The 16,305-nt window shown below is 48.0% G+C and carries 18 protein-coding genes; 16 read left to right on the forward strand and 2 right to left on the reverse strand.

Translation table 11 applies throughout. From position 1 onward, the window contains the following. Positions 1–46 precede the first annotated feature (46 nt). From I8U27_RS11165 to I8U27_RS11180, 4 genes are all read left to right on the forward strand, one after another. The gene (locus I8U27_RS11165; RefSeq protein ID WP_181752138.1) at positions 47–493 is read left to right on the forward strand and encodes a BrxA/BrxB family bacilliredoxin; all 447 of its coding nucleotides are present in this window, start codon (positions 47–49) and stop codon (positions 491–493) included. Between the two features lie 122 nt (positions 494–615). Beyond that, entirely contained in the window at positions 616–1,659 is a 1,044-nt protein-coding gene (locus tag I8U27_RS11170) for a glycine-rich domain-containing protein (protein WP_181752139.1), read from the forward strand. Positions 1,660–1,754: 95 nt separating this feature from the next. Further along, a complete protein-coding gene (locus I8U27_RS11175; RefSeq protein WP_181752140.1) occupies positions 1,755–2,006 on the forward strand; it encodes a GNAT family N-acetyltransferase in 252 nt (83 codons plus the stop codon). Further along, positions 2,007–2,318, forward strand: a complete 312-nt coding sequence (locus tag I8U27_RS11180) for a GNAT family N-acetyltransferase (protein ID WP_258567776.1) — start codon at positions 2,007–2,009, stop codon at positions 2,316–2,318. Between the two features lie 39 nt (positions 2,319–2,357). On the opposite strand, the gene I8U27_RS11185 is transcribed toward I8U27_RS11180, so the two are convergent. Beyond that, entirely contained in the window at positions 2,358–3,086 is a 729-nt protein-coding gene (locus tag I8U27_RS11185) for an alpha/beta hydrolase (RefSeq protein WP_181752142.1), read from the reverse strand. A gap of 183 nt (positions 3,087–3,269) precedes the next feature. Here I8U27_RS11185 and I8U27_RS11190 point away from each other — a divergent pair, with 183 nt between their 5' ends. From I8U27_RS11190 to I8U27_RS11240, 11 genes are all read left to right on the forward strand, one after another. Continuing rightward, positions 3,270–5,213: an AMP-binding protein gene (locus I8U27_RS11190; protein WP_181752143.1), complete on the forward strand. Its 1,944-nt coding sequence runs from the start codon at positions 3,270–3,272 to the stop codon at positions 5,211–5,213. A gap of 305 nt (positions 5,214–5,518) precedes the next feature. Beyond that, complete coding sequence (gene sigI, locus I8U27_RS11195) at positions 5,519–6,226, forward strand: RNA polymerase sigma-I factor (protein WP_181752144.1); 708 nt, start codon at positions 5,519–5,521, stop codon at positions 6,224–6,226. Between the two features lie 24 nt (positions 6,227–6,250). After that, positions 6,251–7,312 (forward strand): anti-sigma factor domain-containing protein, encoded by a 1,062-nt coding sequence (locus I8U27_RS11200; protein WP_181752145.1) that lies wholly within the window; start codon positions 6,251–6,253, stop codon positions 7,310–7,312. 114 nt (positions 7,313–7,426) lie between these two features. Further along, positions 7,427–7,693: an AbrB/MazE/SpoVT family DNA-binding domain-containing protein gene (locus I8U27_RS11205; RefSeq protein WP_181752146.1), complete on the forward strand. Its 267-nt coding sequence runs from the start codon at positions 7,427–7,429 to the stop codon at positions 7,691–7,693. A gap of 173 nt (positions 7,694–7,866) precedes the next feature. After that, the gene (locus I8U27_RS11210; RefSeq protein ID WP_181752147.1) at positions 7,867–8,640 is read left to right on the forward strand and encodes an enoyl-CoA hydratase-related protein; all 774 of its coding nucleotides are present in this window, start codon (positions 7,867–7,869) and stop codon (positions 8,638–8,640) included. 11 nt (positions 8,641–8,651) lie between these two features. Continuing rightward, positions 8,652–9,446, forward strand: a complete 795-nt coding sequence (locus tag I8U27_RS11215; RefSeq protein ID WP_181752148.1) for an enoyl-CoA hydratase-related protein — start codon at positions 8,652–8,654, stop codon at positions 9,444–9,446. Positions 9,447–9,597: 151 nt separating this feature from the next. Continuing rightward, positions 9,598–10,698: a Leu/Phe/Val dehydrogenase gene (locus tag I8U27_RS11220; RefSeq protein ID WP_181752169.1), complete on the forward strand. Its 1,101-nt coding sequence runs from the start codon at positions 9,598–9,600 to the stop codon at positions 10,696–10,698. Positions 10,699–10,706: 8 nt separating this feature from the next. Then, positions 10,707–11,792, forward strand: coding sequence for a pyruvate dehydrogenase (acetyl-transferring) E1 component subunit alpha (gene pdhA, locus I8U27_RS11225; protein WP_181752149.1), 1,086 nt, complete (start codon positions 10,707–10,709; stop codon positions 11,790–11,792). Further along, on the forward strand, positions 11,780–12,757 hold the full coding sequence (locus I8U27_RS11230; RefSeq protein WP_181752150.1) for an alpha-ketoacid dehydrogenase subunit beta: 978 nt from the start codon (positions 11,780–11,782) through the stop codon (positions 12,755–12,757). Before pdhA ends, I8U27_RS11230 begins: the two co-directional genes overlap by 13 nt. A 21-nt stretch (positions 12,758–12,778) precedes the next feature. Further along, positions 12,779–14,005 (forward strand): dihydrolipoamide acetyltransferase family protein, encoded by a 1,227-nt coding sequence (locus I8U27_RS11235; protein ID WP_181752151.1) that lies wholly within the window; start codon positions 12,779–12,781, stop codon positions 14,003–14,005. A gap of 221 nt (positions 14,006–14,226) precedes the next feature. Then, entirely contained in the window at positions 14,227–14,919 is a 693-nt protein-coding gene (locus I8U27_RS11240) for a hypothetical protein (protein ID WP_181752152.1), read from the forward strand. Here the strand turns inward: I8U27_RS11240 and I8U27_RS11245 are convergent. Continuing rightward, a complete protein-coding gene (locus I8U27_RS11245) occupies positions 14,899–15,315 on the reverse strand; it encodes a hypothetical protein (RefSeq protein ID WP_181752153.1) in 417 nt (138 codons plus the stop codon). The two genes, I8U27_RS11240 and I8U27_RS11245, sit on opposite strands and share 21 nt — an antisense overlap. 143 nt (positions 15,316–15,458) lie before the next feature. Here I8U27_RS11245 and I8U27_RS11250 point away from each other — a divergent pair, with 143 nt between their 5' ends. After that, positions 15,459–15,989, forward strand: a complete 531-nt coding sequence (locus tag I8U27_RS11250) for an HIT family protein (protein WP_232345385.1) — start codon at positions 15,459–15,461, stop codon at positions 15,987–15,989. Positions 15,990–16,305 lie beyond the last annotated feature (316 nt).

A 16,305-nucleotide genomic window follows, 5' to 3' on the forward strand; every position in this document is an offset into this window, starting at 1 on the left:
AGACGCCTGCTTCCGGATTAGATAAAATAAACGTCAAGGAGGGATCATGGTGTCTCAAAATTTCTATTTCCAACAAATGCAAATGATGGTTCAGCCCATGCGTGACGAGCTGACCCAACTGGGAATAAAAGAACTTCGCACTCCGGAAGAAGTGGATGAAGCATTGCAGGGAGAAGGGGCGAAGGGAACAACCCTGGTTGTCGTAAATTCCGTCTGTGGTTGTGCGGCAGGCCTGGCGCGTCCCGCTGTGGCGCTTTCGCTCAAACATCATAAAGTCCCCGATCATCTGTACACCGTTTTTGCTGGGCAGGATCGTGAGGCAACGGAACAGGCCCGTACCTATTTTGAAGGGCAGCCGCCATCTTCTCCGTCCTTTGCTCTTTTAAAAGACGGGAAACTGGTGCATATGATACATCGCCACCAGATCGAAAACGTTCCACTGGAAGAAATTGCAGCCGGTTTAACCAGTGCTTACGACAAATATTGCGACTGATTGGATCCATTTACCCCTTTCCCCGGAACCCGGGAGAAAGGGGATTTTTTTGGGGAGTTTTTCTAGAACTCCTGCTTCCATATCGATAAAATAGATGTGTACCGACCGAAAGGGTGATGAGTATGGAAATGATCGCATTTTTTTTACTAACCCTGTTTATCGCCATAGTCATCATAGTAAACGCTTTTTATCGTTCAGCGAAAAAGAGTAACAGAAACCGGCTGTATGTATTGACTGATTTGGGGATTCAAAACCATTCGGAATCGTTTAAAAAAGATATGTGTACCCTGATCAGCCATCTCGAAGCCTCTTTACCGGAACATTATACAGAACAGGTGAAGGAGCGGGTCATTCGGGAACACAAGATCAGCTTAACGGAGTGGGAAAATCGCTGGTTTGAATGGAAACGTTATCTGGTTATGATTGCTCTGCTCAAATCGGTCCCTATGTTTAGCCGCGATGTAGATGATGTATGGCATGAGATGCTGATGTTTACGAGAGAGTATGACGAATTTTCCAGGAAGTTTTTAAAAACCAAGTTGCACCATGTGCCCAATGCCCCGGATCAACCGTTTAACCCCCATGAACGGGCGTGGTTTGACATCGTCTACACCCTTTTGTTTAAACCGACCAAATACAGCATCTCGGTATGGGGCAGCTTTTTAAAGCATCCGCTTTCACAGGAGCTGGTCAATGATTTGGAAAATGGATCGTTTGATCAGTTATCCTCCAAGTACTTAAATCAACATGCACATACGGAGGTCCCCGCTTCGGCCCGTTTGGGACGCTTTATCGTTCAATATTTGAAGTCGCAGATTGCGGAGATTCACGGATATGTGTACAAACACGGAACAAGTGTGAGCAAATTCCGTCATCATCAATCCACAAAAAAATCAGAGACAGATCTGGCACTCTGGATGCTTAATGGCGTGTTATTTTTATCTGTGTTTCATCCGGATCATTTTGCTGAACAATATCAATCGCTGTTCCGCGGAAGCGTTGTTCAAAGTGGCGGGTCATCTCCTTCCGGCTGTTCCAGCTGCGGGTCCGGAGACAACGGCGGAAGTGACAGCGGCGGAAGTGACGGTGGCGGAGGAAGCAGTTGCGGCGGGGGCAGCTGCGGTGGAGGCGGCTGTGGTGGAGGCGGCTGCGGCGGAGGTTCATAGATGTTTTTGATGATCATGGTATAAGCAATCGTAAAAGAAAACTCCCCCGGCTTTAGAAAAGGGGGTCGGGGGAGTTTTTGGTCCGGGGTGATCTTATGGCGGAAATCAATGCTAAAACAGTATGTTTAAAAGCAAATGAAATGGTGAAAATCCGCTCTGCCCGTCCGGAAGACGCCGAATCGATCCTGCTTTTGACACAATCGGTCTTTCAGGAATCGGAGTTTACCTTAACCACCGCAGAGGAGTTTAGCCTGACCATTGAAGGGGAAGCGGAATGGATAAAAGAAAATCAGTCAGACCCGGACAAGCTGCTGATCGTAGCTGAAGCAGATCAACAAATTGTCTGAATGCTCGATTTTTGCAACGGAGTTAAGAAGCGGACCGCACATACGGGAAAATTCGGGATGAGTGTGCGAAAAGACTGGAGGAATAAGGGGATTGGCAGAGTTTTGCTGGAAACTCTTTTGCAATGGGCAGAAAATCATCCGCGGATCGAAAAAGTTTTCTTAGAGGTATTTGTGACGAATGAATGGGCCATTCACTTATATCGACAAATGGGCTTTGTCACCGAAGGGAGAAGAGTGAAACAGGTTCAGTTACATGACGGAGAATATGTCGATGATCTGATCATGGCCCGGTTTACGAACAAGGAAAAGTAAATACCATCTATACTCGGACAGGAGCAGACGGTAAAAAACTTATCTGCCAAAGAAAAATCTTAAAGCAGGGGGAATATCCCGTTGCCAAAAGCCCCAGGTATGATCTCCTTCATCCTCTACATAATGAACGTGTGCGTGTTTTTCTTTCAGATGACGAAGAACTTCACGGTTTCGGGCAACTAAATCCAGGCTTCCCATATGGGTGGAGACAGCCGTTTCCGCCTTGCCGACAGATTGATAGATACGAAAGTGTTCCAGTGATTTTGCATGAAGAATCGCTTCATTGGTCGCTTCCAGAAAAGCGCCTGACTGTGACAGAATCCGGTTGCTCACTTCCGGATAGTGTAAAGCGATGTGTAAGGAAACGGTGCCCCCAAGCGATGATCCGCCGAGGACCAGTCTCTCCGGGGAATCATCCGTAGGATAGTGGTCCCGGATCCGGGGAAGCAACTCTTCAACAACCATTTTCATATGTTGTGAATGGCGGCTTCCTTTTGGTGAATATTCAGAGGTTCTCCGCTCTTTTTGTACCGGGACAGCCACCATGATGACAGGCTCGATCTCCCCGTTCACCATCATCTGATTGGCCTGGGTGACGATTCTCCCCAAATTAAAGTAATCATTCCCGTCATGGAGGACGAGCAGGGGATAGCTCCTGCTTTCATCGTAACCGGGAGGGAGGGAGACAAGTATTTCTTTTGCTTCCTCCAGATGTTTGCTGTAGAGATTCTCTTTTTTAATTATTCTTTTATAAACCTTTTGTTCCATGTGATCAACTCTTTACTTTATGTATTGGGTAACTATTAATATACCCCAAACTTCTCTTGTTTTCTTCTTTGTTTGCCTTCCATTCTCCTGTCAAAAATCCAAAGATCGCCTTTTGACCCAATAATAAAAATAGATTTAAAATAAGAATAGGTGATCCAATTCGTAAATGGAGTGATCTGATCTATGAGCCAACCAGTCTGGGTTCCAAAACCCGAGCAGATGAAACTGACGCGCCTTTACCGATTTATGAACAAGCATGGATACAGCGATTACGATCTTTTTTATGAACAATCCGTTCGTAACATCGCCTGGCTGTGGGATGAAGTGGTAAAAGATCTGGGACTGGAATGGATACAGCCTTATCGGCAGGTCATGGATACGTCAGACGGTATTGCGTGGACCCGCTGGTTTGTCGATGGAAAGATCAATGTAGCAGCGAATTGTTTGGACCGGTTTGTGAAGGAACCTGCTTCCCGGCATCGCCTTGCTCTGATCTGGGAAGGAGATAATGGTGAAACACGAAAATATACGTACCGCGATTTATGGGTTGAAGTAAACCGCTTTGCCCGGGGGCTGAAGCAACTGGGAGTGGGCGCAGGAGACCGGGTGGCGATCTATCTGCCGATGATTGCGGAAAATGTGATTGCCATGCTGGCGGTTGCCCGAATCGGGGCCATCTTTACCCCATGTTTTTCCGGATATGGTGCTGAAGCGGTGGCGACGCGAATCCGGGATTGTGAAGCGAAAATATTAATCACCGCCGATGGATTTTTGCGCCGGGGAAAAGTGATTGCCATGAAAGAGGAAGCGGACCGGGCTGCTGATTTGTCGCCAACGATTGAAAAAGTGGTCGTAGTGAAGCGGCTGGGACGGGAATGCCCCTGGAACCGGGAGCGGGATGTGGACTGGGGTATCCTGACGGAAAATATGAAAGCGCTTCCCCCGCATGTAACCGATGCAAGCGATCCGTTTATGATTATTTATACATCCGGAACCACAGGCAAACCTAAAGGAACCGTTCATGTACACAGCGGTTTCCCGGTGAAAGCCGCTTTCGATGCTGCATTCGGCTTTGATGTCGGCCCCGGAGACATTTTGTTCTGGGTGACAGATATGGGCTGGATGATGGGACCGTGGATGGTATTCGGAGCCTTGATGGTTGGCAGTACCATGCTGGTGTATGAAGGAACTCCCGACCATCCGGCTCCTGACAGGCTCTGGCAGTTAGTGGCCAAACACGGGGTTACACACCTGGGCATCTCACCGACTCTGGTCCGTGCCCTGATGAAACATGGGGAAACCTGGGTTTCCCGGCATGATATCAGCAGTTTGCGGGTATTTGGCTCAACAGGGGAGCCATGGAATCCCGACCCCTGGTACTGGTTGTTTGAAAAAGTGGGACACAGTCAGGTCCCCATCTTTAACTACTCGGGCGGAACGGAAATCTCCGGAGGGATTCTGGGAAACAACTTGCTGAAACCGTTGGCCCCGTGCGGATTTACAGGCCCTTTGCCCGGAATGGATGCAGACGTGTTCGACGAGAACGGGCAACCGGTAAGAGGGAGGGTCGGTGAACTTGTTCTGCGTCAGCCCTGGGTGGGAATGGCCAGTGGATTTTGGCAGGATGACAAGCGTTATGAAGCAACTTATTGGAACCGTTGGCCTCATATTTGGGTTCACGGGGACTGGGTGGAAATTGACGAACACGGATTTTGGTTTATCACCGGACGCTCGGATGATACCTTAAAAATTGCCGGAAAACGGCTGGGACCTGCGGAAATGGAGTCGGTTTTGGTTGATCATCCGGCAGTCCTGGAGGCAGCTACGATTGGGGTGCCTGACCAGGAGAAAGGAGAAACCGCAGTTTGTTTTGTCGTTGTAAAACCGGGAGCAGAAAGCTCCCCTGCTCTGTCCCGGGAACTGATCGATTTTGTCTCCGCGCAAATGGGCAAGGCGTTAAAGCCGAAGCGAGTGCATATGGTCAATGAACTGCCGAAAACCCGGAACGGGAAAATTTTGCGTCGTGTCATCAGAGCGGTGTATCTGGGAGAAGAACCGGGAGATTTGTCCTCGCTGGAGAATGCAGGTGCGGTGGAAGTGATTCGCGGATTAGCCCTGAAAAAATAAATAACCGGGTATGTCAATGGATCGCTTTCCGGCCTAGCTGATAAGGTTCTTCTGTAAACAGTAAAATGGGGCCCGGTTGTAACAGCCGGGCCTTTTCATCTATTTTGGGAGAAGTACGCGGATCGAAGGATTTTTGCAGCCCTCATTGACTATGCGGAATGTTCCAATGTTTACTCATTTTTTTCATAAAAATAACATTTTCCTAAGACGAAATGAAAAGAAAATGATACAATGGATTTTGTCTAACTGGACACAAAAATGAATGGACATTGCGAATAAATACTAGGGAGAGGTGTCGGTATTGCATGTTCGGGGTTACAGATCTGGAAATGCGAGTTCTACAAGTGCAAGGTACCGACTCTCCAGAGCAGAGAGATGAGCTGTTAAGAGAGTTAGAACCTCATGTGCGCCGAATAGCTTCCCGTGTTTGCAAAAGAGTGATCACGCAGCAGGATGACGAGTATTCCATTGCCTATAAGGCATTGAATGAAGCAATTGAAGACTTTAGCCCCCACCACAAAGCATCCTTTCTATCTTTTGCCTACAGAGTCGTTCAGCGCAGGCTGGTGGACTATTTCCGCCAGGAGCAAAAACACCAGAGGGTTGTACCGATTGTAGGACCCGGGTCCCGTGGGGAAGAAGCAAGCCATCGGGAAATTATCGAACTTTCGTTTGAAAAACATAAAAAAGAAGAAGAAACCCGGATGCGTCGTTCAGAGATTGAGAGTTTTACCCTGGCATTAGAGAAACATGGAATCACTCTGAACGACTTAGTGAAAAAATCTCCCAAACACCGTGATACCCGGGAAAACTTGTTTAAAATTGCAAAGATCCTGGTTTCTGATGAAAACCTGCTCAACCAATTTTACCGCCAAAAGAAGCCGGATAAACACATCGCCAAGAAGTTGGGAATGCATCGGAGGACGCTTAGCAGGCATCGGACTTACCTGATTGCCCTTACTGTACTTGCTGTTGAAGATCTTACCTTGATGCGTGGCTATGTGGGTTTATGAGCGGATGAGAAAGGAGGGTAAATGATGAATAGAGGGATTATCATGGAGGTTCAGACTCAACACTGGATCGTGATGACCCCGGATGGCGAGTTTGTAAAGGTGCCAAGATCGAATCCTTCCGCTCAGATTGGTGAAGAGGTTACGTTCCAGGCTAAAAGGACGGCCCCGCGGCGGTCCTGGATCACCGCAGCTTCTGTGGCAGTTGCTGCAATGCTTGGATTCTTCTTTATTTTCCCCCAATTATCCCCTAATGAAGCTCATGCGGAAACCTACATCTATCTGGATGTGAATCCGAGTGTAGCTATTGGTTTAGATAGCGAAAACCGTGTTGTGGAAGTAAAACCTCTGAATTACTCTGCCAGAAAGCTGCTGGGCCGGATTGATTACAAGAATGCAACAGCAGATGAGTTTGTCGTTGATTTCCTGGTTCAGGCCCGGAGTCATGGATATCTTCATAAGAAGGATCATCTGGTTCTGTCAGGAATTCAAGAAGAAAAAAACAGTGTAACGGCCATTAAAAACTTAGAGAAGGCCATTAAAAAGAATAGGCAGGTAGGAGAAAACAATCTTGGGTTAGCCGTTCATACCCTGTCCATTCCGAAAAAGGTGTCAGCCAAAGCAGCAGAAAATGGATTGTCTCCGACTAAATATGCTGTTTGGCTGCTGGCTAAAAAAGATGGAAAAGATATTCCTGTCGAGGAATTGGGGGAAAAATCCATTACCGAACTGGCTAATGACCTGGAGCCAGTGACGGAAATGCTTGAAGATCCGTTATCTGAAACAGAATGGGATCAAATGATTCAGACTGAAGATCCGAAAGCAGCCCAACCGCAAGATAAAGCACCTGAAGAAGAAAACGATAAAGAAACTCCGGTAACCACTCAGCCGGAAGAGCCTTCCAAGGCACCGCAAACTCCTGATTCGGGGCCCAAGAAGCCGGATTATCCGGAAGGAAGCACTTCGCCCGGGTCTTCATCAAATGGTACGACCTCTTCTGATACGCCTCCGAGCAATAACGGAACTGGAGACTCCAATGGAGCGAAAAAACCAGAATCCGAAGCAAATAGTTCTGAGGTAACTGAATAGGCAGAAGATGATACAAATAGCGATACCGAAGGCCTTATAAAGTGACGCTCGATCGTTCGGTTGCAAGCTGACACCTCCCAAACAGCTTTCAACAGAAAAGAGAGGAGTCATGGGATGAAAGGAATCGGGATCGTTAGGAAAATCGACCATTTAGGACGAATTGTTTTGCCCAAAGAGTTGCGTGATCTAATGAATATCAATCCCCATGATGGAGTTGAGATTTTTGTAGACAATCAGAGTGTTGTCTTGCAGAAATATAACCCCAGTTGTGTGTTGTGCGGAAACATGAATCAACTTTTTTACTTCCGCGATAAAATCATCTGCGAGGAATGTGTTGAGGAAACGGCCAAATATGTGAGTAATTCCAATGAAAAGCAGTAGGAAGCTCCGCGACTGGAGCTTCTTTTTTGTGTAAGCAAATCTTTACCCCTGTACAGTGACGAACTGACAAACAACCGCTTGTTTGGTAAAATGAGATTGGATCATCTGAATAAAAACATTTTTTTTAAAAAGCAGACTTGAAAGCGCTTTCTATTCAGGGAGGGGGAGGTTTTTTGACGGAATCACTTTTAATCATTGAGAAAACGGAACAGGTTGGGAAGATTCAGTTAAATCGTCCGCAAGTATTAAATGCATTAAATACTGCATTAGTCCGGGAACTGGCTGATGTGATGGAGCAAATGGATCAGGATGACGACATTCGCTGTATCCTTCTTACAGGCAATGATAAAGCCTTTGCCGCCGGAGCTGATATTGGAGAGATGGCAGAAGCCACATCTGTCGATTTTATAGTGAAACCGTTTTTTGCCGATTGGGACCGGATTCGCAAGATTTCCAAGCCGATCATTGCAGCGGTAGACGGGTTTGCCCTGGGTGGTGGATGTGAATTAGCCATGTGTTGTGACATCATTGTCGCTTCCGAAACCGCACGTTTTGGCCAACCGGAGATTAATCTTGGAGTGATACCGGGTGCCGGCGGTACCCAGCGTCTGACCCGAGCTGTCGGAAAAGTGCGGGCGATGGAGATGATTTTGACCGGCAAACCGATCCCGGCACAGGTTGCGTTAGAATTGGGGCTTATTAACCGGGTGGTGCCGTCTGAATCGTTGGAAGAAGAGGCTTTCCAACTGGCAAAGGAAATCGCCGGCAAACCTCCGCTCGCCGTCCGCCTGGCCAAACAGGCCGTTCTGAAGGCGATGGACCTGCCTCTTGAACACGGACTTCATTTTGAGCAGCACTCTTTTTATCTCCTGTTCTCTTCCGATGATCAGCGTGAGGGCATGAGAGCATTTCAGGAAAAGCGCAAACCCGACTTTAAAGGAAAATAGGAGGACAAGCCATGGCAGAGAAAACGGTTACTCTTACCAGAGAAGAGGGAGTCGGAATCATCAAGCTGAATCGTCCGCATGTATATAATGCCTTTAACAATCAGATGAGCCTGGAGTTACAAGAACAATTAAAAGAGGCGGGCAGTGACCCGCAAATTCGGGCGCTGATTTTAACGGGTGAGGGGAAAGCATTTTGTTCCGGGCAAGATCTGAACGACCGCTCGGCAATGAAACAAAGGGGTGAAACGATTTCTTTGGGGGAGAGTGTACGTTCCCGGTATAATCCGATTGTGATGGCGATCGCTAACCTGGATAAACCGATTATTGCCGCAGTGAACGGGGTAGCCGCCGGAGCAGGGTGCAGTTTGGCCCTCGCCTGTGACATGCGCTTTATTACTCCCAAAACCCGGTTTGTGGAGGCATTTGCGCGAATCGGCCTGGTTCCGGACAGCGGGTCCAGCTATTTTTTGCCGCGTCTGGTGGGGTTGGGGCGCGCGTTAGAGATTGCGATGACCGGACGGGATGTCGAAGCAGATGAAGCGATGAAGATCGGGCTGGCCAATCGGATGGTGCCGGCGGAAGATCTGTTGGAAGAGACCTTTTCATTTGCCAGGAAACTGGCACAGGGCCCAACCGTGGCGGTCAGTTTGACGAAGAAAGCGATTCTGAAAGGGATGGAAGGGACTCTGGAAGAAGCATTGGAGTTTGAAGCCCAGGCTCAGGAAGTTGCCGGAAGAACACAGGACTTTCTTGAAGGTGTACAAGCTTTTACTGAAAAAAGGAAGCCTCGTTTTCAAGGGAAATAAACGGAACGGCCTTTCAAGCGTCACATATGCTGAATTAGCAAAAAGATTTTCAGACTTGTCTCGGTCAACCTAGAGAGAGGAATGATAGATCATGGATAGCATGAAAATCGAGCAGGTTCAGGCAGATGGTTGCGCGGATCACCGGTCTGTGATGAGGGATGTCTTTGAACTGATGGATCGCTATGGACATGAACAAGTGGTTTTCTGCCGTCATCACCACTCAGGTTTAAAGGCGATTATTGCTATTCATAATACGACGATGGGACCGGCTCTGGGTGGCTGCCGGATGATTCCCTATGCAACCACAGATGAGGCGCTGGAAGATGTACTTCGGCTCTCCAGAGGAATGACCTACAAATGCGGGCTGGCTGATGTTGATTTCGGCGGGGGGAAAATGGTGATTATCGGTGACCCCGACCAGGATAAATCCCCGGAGCTTTTCCGCGCGGTAGGCCGGTTTGTGGGAGGGTTGAACGGCCGGTTTTTCACTGGTACCGATATGGGAACAACCCCTGAAGACTTTGTTCATGCCGCGAGAGAAGCAGACTCTTTTGTCGGTTTACCCGTCAGCCACGGAGGGAGTGGCAATACAGCGATCCCTACGGCATTTGGCGTTTTGCAGGGACTGAAAGCGACAGCGCAACATCTCTGGGGGTCGCCGGATTTGCGCAGACGTACCATTGCGATTCAAGGGGTCGGCAAGGTGGGGAGCCGGCTGCTGGAACTTTTGCTTCACGAAGGAGCCCATTGTATTATTGCCGATTTAAATGAAAGCAAATGTTATGAGCTAAAAGAAAAGATGGATGATCAAGTGGAGATTAGTGATGTCCATGTGATCCATCGCGCGAAATGCGATATCTTTTCTCCCTGTGCCAGAGGCGGAGTGGTAAATGATGAAACTCTGCCGGAATTTCGCTGTCAGGCAATCGTCGGTTCAGCGAACAACCAGTTGGTAGAGGACAGGCATGGTGATCTCTTGCATGAGCGGGGCATTTTATATGCGCCAGATTACCTTGTCAATGCCGGAGGGATGATCCAGGTGGCGGATGAGCTGGAAGGATTTCATGAAGAGCGTGTTCTGGCCAAGACTAAATCTATTTATGATATGCTGCTGCAAATTTACAAACGCTCTGAGGAGGAAAACATCCCGACCTGCCGTGCCGCTGACCGCATCGTGATCGAACGTCTGGAACAAGTGGCTGATATTCGCCGCATTATGCTGGGAATTCACCAGATCGGCAGAGGGAGGTAAGCATCGTCATGCTCAGTCAACTGGAAAAAACCTGGGTGCAATATATCTCTCCGGAAGGGGTTCTCCGGACCGAAGGACAGACAGCCTGGGAGCAGTTATCAATCGAAGAGAAAAAAAGTTTTTTCCGCTGGATGAGTTTCATTCGCCAGTTTGACCGCCGTTCCGTTATCCTGCAAAGACAGGGAAGGATTGGCACTTATGCTCCCCTGGAGGGACAGGAGGCGGCACAGGTGGGAAGCGCCCTGGCACTGGGGAAGGAAGACTGGATCTTTCCCAGTTACCGGGAGCATGGAGTCGCGATGATTGCCGGGATGCCTCTTTCGCAAATTTTCCTCTACTGGATGGGGCGGGTGGAAGGTTGTAAACCGCCAGAAGGGGTCCGTCTCCTGCCGCCGTCTGTCCCGATCGCCACACAGATCCCCCACGCAGTCGGCGCGGCGTGGGCGGCAAAGCTGAAGAAAGAAACCGTTATAGCTGTCGCCTATTTTGGAGACGGGGCCACCTCGGAGGGAGATTTCCACGAGGCATGTAACTTTTCCGGTGTCTTTGGCCTGCCGGTGATTTTGTTCTGCCAAAACAATGGATATGCCATCAGTGTCCCTTTCTCCCGCCAGTCGGCTTCAGAAACGGTTGCCGAAAAAGCGCAAGCTTATCGGTTCCCGGGCATCCGGGTAGACGGAAACGATGTACTGGCTGTTTATAATGTGATGAAACAAGCTATCCGGCGTGCCCGAACGGGGCAAGGCCCCACTTTGATCGAAGCGGTTACTTACCGCAAGGGTTCCCATACAACTGCCGATGACGCGACACGCTACCGTCCGGCATCAGAAGTTGAAGAGTGGGTGAAGAAGAGAGACCCGCTGGAGCGATATACCCGCCTGCTGAAAGAAGAAGGATTGCTGTCCCAAGCAGAGGAAAAGGAGTGGGCGGATGAGTGTAAATCCCGCATCGATCAGGCGATCAAAGAAGCTGAATCTTCCACGCCTGTCCCTTCTGCCCATTTATTCGCCCATGTGTATGCAACCCTGTCCCCCAATGAACAGCAACAACAGCAGGAACTGCTTCAGAGAGGAGGCAAACGATGTCCCGGTTAACCATGGTAAAGGCCATTTGTGACGGATTGCGGGTTGCCCTGGAAGATGACCCGTCGGTGATTGTCCTGGGAGAAGATGTAGGAAAAAACGGCGGCGTATTCCGGGCGACGGAAGGATTGTGGAATCAGTTTGGGGAGGACCGGGTGATCGATACCCCCCTGGCCGAGGCAGGGATTATCGGAGCCTCCATCGGGATGGCGGTAAACGGGTTAAAACCGGTCGCCGAAATTCAATTTATGGGTTTTATCTATCCCGCATTTGAACAGATTGTCACCCACGCAGCCCGTCTGCGTACCCGGACACAAGGGATGTTTCCCGCCTCGCTGGTCATCCGCGCCCCCTATGGTGGGGGGATTCGCGCCCCCGAACTTCACTGTGACTCCACCGAGAGTTTATTTGTCCACATTCCGGGACTGAAAGTGGTCACCCCCTCCACACCCGCGGATGCAAAAGGGTTATTGCTCGCAGCGATCAAAGATCCTGACCCGGTCATCTATCTGGAACCGATGAAATTATACCGCTCGATCAAACAAGAAGTGCCGTCCGGCTGGTATGAAGTGCCGATCGGCAAAGCGCGGAAGGTGCGTGAGGGTGACGATCTGACCATCATCGCCTGGGGAACGATGGTCCCCGTTGCTGAAGAAACGGCCAAAGAGTGGGAGAAGAAAGGGGTCTCCTGCGACCTGATCGATCTGCGCTCTCTTTATCCCCTCGATGAAGAAACGATCGTCGAATCAGTGAAAAAAACGGGCCGGGCCGTGATTATTCACGAAGCGCCAAAAACAGCGGGACTGGGAGCGGAACTTACCGCCCTGATCAATGAACAGGCATTTCTGCATCTGGAAGCTCCCATCGCCAGAGTCACCGGCTATGATGCCCCGGTTCCCATGTATGCGCTGGAAGATGATTTTCGCCCCAGTGTAGAGAGAGTTTCTGACGCAGTACAACAGGTGATCTCATTTTAAAGTTGAGGAGGGGAGAGTACCATGACGGTTGTTTTTAGGTTGCCGGATATTGGAGAAGGAGTTGCCGAAGCAGAAGTGGTGCGCTGGCTGGTATCGGTGGGCGAACCGGTTGAAGAAAATCAGCCTGTGCTGGAGGTGCAAACCGATAAAGCGGTAGTTGAACTGCCAGCTCCCGCCTCCGGCCAGCTTATCGAACTGAAATGGAAAGAAGGAGAGGTGGTGCCGGTCGGGGAAATTTTGTATGTGCTTGGGTCCGGAGAACAAGAGTCCCCTCCGGCAGCCGATCAGAACGAAGCCACGGCAGAACCGGAGACAGTACTGCACTCCAAACGCAAGCAAAAAGTTCTGGCAGCCCCATCCACCCGGCGGCTCGCCCGTGAGCTGGGAGTTGAACTGTCAGAAGTGAAGGGAACAGGCGACCACGGAAGGGTGACAGATGAAGATGTACGCCGCCACCTGGAAACGCTACATACCTCTGCAAGTTTCCGGGAAGAGGCAGCTGCGGCTATCACTCCGGTCCCCGCTCCGGAACAGCGCAGCCTGGTGGAGGAAACTCCCCTTTCCCCCATTCGCCGGGTCATCGCCGACCGCCTGCTTTTCTCTGTCACCCAAAAACCGCATGCGACCCATTTTGATGAACTGGACGCAGAAGGGCTGGTCGCATGGCGGAAAAAAAGATTGGAAGAGCACAAACATGCGCCTCAGTTCCCCCGGCTCACCTATCTGGCTGTATTGCTGAAAATGGTGGCCATCACCTTAAAGTATCACCGCTCCTTTAACGCTCATTTTGATGAAGAGAGCCAAAAAATACGCACCTTTCATTCCATCTCGCTCGGAACTGCCATCGATACCCCGAAAGGCTTGCTTGTTCCGGTGATCCACCAGGTTGAACAGAAAAACATCGATCAGCTGGCCCATGAAGTCAACCAACTGACAAAACTGGCAAGGCTCGGCAAACTTGTCCCCGAGCAAATGAAAGGAAGCACCTTTACCATCAGCAATGCAGGAGCACTCGGCGGCAAATGGGCCACCCCCATCATCAATCCGCCTGAAGTGGCCATTCTCGCCATTCACCCGATTGAACAAAAACCAGTGGTGGCAAACGGAGACCTGGTCCCCGGCTGGCGGATGAATGTCTCCCTCAGCTTTGATCACCGTGTCCTGGATGGAGGGGATGCCATCCGCTTTACGCAAACGCTGGGAAGATATACCGCTGACCCCGGACGGTTGGTACAGGAGTTGATTTAACAAACAGCGCCGGTATCCTGATTGGATGGCCGGCGTTTTTGTGTGAGTTTTTTTGAAGTTTATGAAGATGAGAGTCAAAGCGATCTTTATAGTTTCTCACTGGAATCAGAATATGGGGAAATAGATGCAGGTTTTGATTGTGTTCCAACTGATTATGAATCGTTCAGTGTAGATTACAATCAAAAAATTGACTTTGACAATGATTAAAAGGAAGTGAAAACGTGAAGATAAAAGTAGTCGCTTCAATTGTCGGAGCCATCTTACTCTTGAGCTGTGGTTTTTATTATAGTAGTGCAGTTTCCGCAAGTAATAAAGAATATAGAACATTCGTTGGTGGTGTACCGAGTAAAGAAACGTCTAGCAAAAAAGCCGCTTACCAAAAGGAACGTAAAGAAGTGTTGAAAAATAGGAGTGAAAAGCTCCCGAATGAGAACGTTGAAGCAACGGTAACTTTCACAGATTTTTTGTCACCTGCGGAAGTACAAAAGTTAATGGGTAAATATCCAAGCATTGAAATTAAAAGGGTTTGGTATTGGTTTCCCGGAGAAGATGGAAGAGCTATGTCTCAAGTTACTGAAAGGAATATTAAGAAGTCAATTGATGAGGCAGTTCAAAGGTTCCAAGAGACGAAGCCTGATGGGAGTGCAAAGGAAACGATTAATAAGCTGATTAGTAATCTTGGAGTATTTAGTATATCCGTAAAAGGAAAATATATTGACTTGGAAACAATGTCAAATGAAGAAGTTATTAAATTAATAGACGTTCATTATAAAGAAGAGATTGAAAAAAAGCAAAAGAAGCAGGAAAAAAAGTTAGTTATATTGAATTGCCAGGAAAGCCGGATGGAAGCCGTTAAATCAAATATAATGAAAAAAGGCGATGATAACAAAACATCAGCCTTTTTGCTTAAATAAGGTGTTTTTAAATATTACACACAATAACCCTGTGAAAGTAAAGATAAAACCTGGGATGAAAAGAACGATAAGAGGATCATCTCCATTTGCAAAACCGTTTGCCCAGTCGTGAACTGCAGCTCCTATACATAAAAGACCCAAAATGGTAAAAATCCATCCACTCAACCTAGTATGAGTATTCATTTGTTTAGGAAATGAATAATACAAAGTCGCTACAGTAAAAAGAAGTGCAACCCAGAAAAAGGGTACATAAGGTTTTGAAGTTTCTGCCACCCTTTCATTGAAAATATAATCGCCGAATAAGACGATGATTGAAGATCCAAGCATAATAATAGCACCTAAACAATTTAGGATAAACAAAATAGAAACAACTTTTTTTGAAGTCAATCCCCTCATAATATTACCTCCAGGCATACTTTTTTTACTTCTTTACCTACCACTTTAGGATTACCGAAATCGGCAACAGCGTATTGCATTGCTTCGGTCAAAGAATAGTACACGGTCCAGTACCAGCACATGACAACACCAGGAAATGATTTATGGCCTATTTTAAACTTGAACAGGGTGAGAAAGAGTTGAAGAGCATTACTTTAGCTGACGGCCGTAGTATTACTGTTGAATGTTTAAGTTGTGCCATTGTTGAAGGAGCAGTAAAGCCAAATGGCGGGACAATCTATGAAACAGAACATTTTCACGCCCATCAGGATGTCGCGTATCCCATTACGGGCCTTGTGATTTTGGCTTCAAAAAGGCATGTGAAATGTTTGGATGAACTTACCAAAGAAGAGCAAAACGATTATATTCAAATGCTTTACCGGATTAGAAAAGCACAACGTGAGGTCTTGGGGATCGAACAAGTTTACTATTTCTATAATGAAGACACCACCCATCACTTTCATACATGGATGGTTCCCCGATACGACTGGATGTACGAATTCGGAAGATCTGTCGAATCTGTTCGCCCTGTCCTTCTACATGCACGACAAAAAAGAAACAGTAAAAATGAAATCGAAAAAATATTAGGAGCCATAAATGAACTTAGAGAGTTTTTGAATGCGACGGATGAATAAAAGGAAAACAATACTGGAAAATAGAGCGTAGTTTTGAATGAGACGCGGTTCATTGATATCCAAAATAAAGCATAAACCCAGTTTCCAACCAAATGGCGACTGGGTTTATTAACTCAAAATGAATGGCAGCAAATAAATACACCAAAATTAACCTTCCGGAGGATCATTGTGGTTATGTTTTTTGATTAATACCTGGTGTTTCATCTCAACCAGCCCCCCCTTTCCGCAATTGTATAGCAGCCTGCTGAAAATCGTCCACATACTTTTGATAAGTGGGAAGATTGTTTCTCTTACAAATATCCGTTATCTCCAGCAA

Origin of the sequence: Paenactinomyces guangxiensis (assembly GCF_016055185.1) — a bacterium.
In the GTDB taxonomy this organism is placed as follows: domain Bacteria; phylum Bacillota; class Bacilli; order Thermoactinomycetales; family Thermoactinomycetaceae; genus Paenactinomyces; species Paenactinomyces guangxiensis.

Excerpts from the sequence above, each read along its gene's own strand:
- I8U27_RS11165 (WP_181752138.1), top strand. The coding sequence starts at position 47 with ATGGTGTCTCAAAATTTCTATTTCCAACAAATGCAAATGATGGTTCAG.
- I8U27_RS11170 (WP_181752139.1), top strand. The coding sequence starts at position 616 with ATGGAAATGATCGCATTTTTTTTACTAACCCTGTTTATCGCCATAGTC.
- I8U27_RS11175 (WP_181752140.1), top strand. The coding sequence starts at position 1,755 with ATGGCGGAAATCAATGCTAAAACAGTATGTTTAAAAGCAAATGAAATG.
- I8U27_RS11180 (WP_258567776.1), top strand. The coding sequence starts at position 2,007 with ATGCTCGATTTTTGCAACGGAGTTAAGAAGCGGACCGCACATACGGGA.
- I8U27_RS11185 (WP_181752142.1), bottom strand. The coding sequence starts at position 3,086 with ATGGAACAAAAGGTTTATAAAAGAATAATTAAAAAAGAGAATCTCTAC.
- I8U27_RS11190 (WP_181752143.1), top strand. The coding sequence starts at position 3,270 with ATGAGCCAACCAGTCTGGGTTCCAAAACCCGAGCAGATGAAACTGACG.
- sigI (WP_181752144.1), top strand. The coding sequence starts at position 5,519 with ATGTTCGGGGTTACAGATCTGGAAATGCGAGTTCTACAAGTGCAAGGT.
- I8U27_RS11200 (WP_181752145.1), top strand. The coding sequence starts at position 6,251 with ATGAATAGAGGGATTATCATGGAGGTTCAGACTCAACACTGGATCGTG.
- I8U27_RS11205 (WP_181752146.1), top strand. The coding sequence starts at position 7,427 with ATGAAAGGAATCGGGATCGTTAGGAAAATCGACCATTTAGGACGAATT.
- I8U27_RS11215 (WP_181752148.1), top strand. The coding sequence starts at position 8,652 with ATGGCAGAGAAAACGGTTACTCTTACCAGAGAAGAGGGAGTCGGAATC.
- I8U27_RS11220 (WP_181752169.1), top strand. The coding sequence starts at position 9,598 with ATGAGGGATGTCTTTGAACTGATGGATCGCTATGGACATGAACAAGTG.
- pdhA (WP_181752149.1), top strand. The coding sequence starts at position 10,707 with ATGCTCAGTCAACTGGAAAAAACCTGGGTGCAATATATCTCTCCGGAA.
- I8U27_RS11230 (WP_181752150.1), top strand. The coding sequence starts at position 11,780 with ATGTCCCGGTTAACCATGGTAAAGGCCATTTGTGACGGATTGCGGGTT.
- I8U27_RS11235 (WP_181752151.1), top strand. The coding sequence starts at position 12,779 with ATGACGGTTGTTTTTAGGTTGCCGGATATTGGAGAAGGAGTTGCCGAA.
- I8U27_RS11245 (WP_181752153.1), bottom strand. The coding sequence starts at position 15,315 with ATGAGGGGATTGACTTCAAAAAAAGTTGTTTCTATTTTGTTTATCCTA.
- I8U27_RS11250 (WP_232345385.1), top strand. The coding sequence starts at position 15,459 with ATGGCCTATTTTAAACTTGAACAGGGTGAGAAAGAGTTGAAGAGCATT.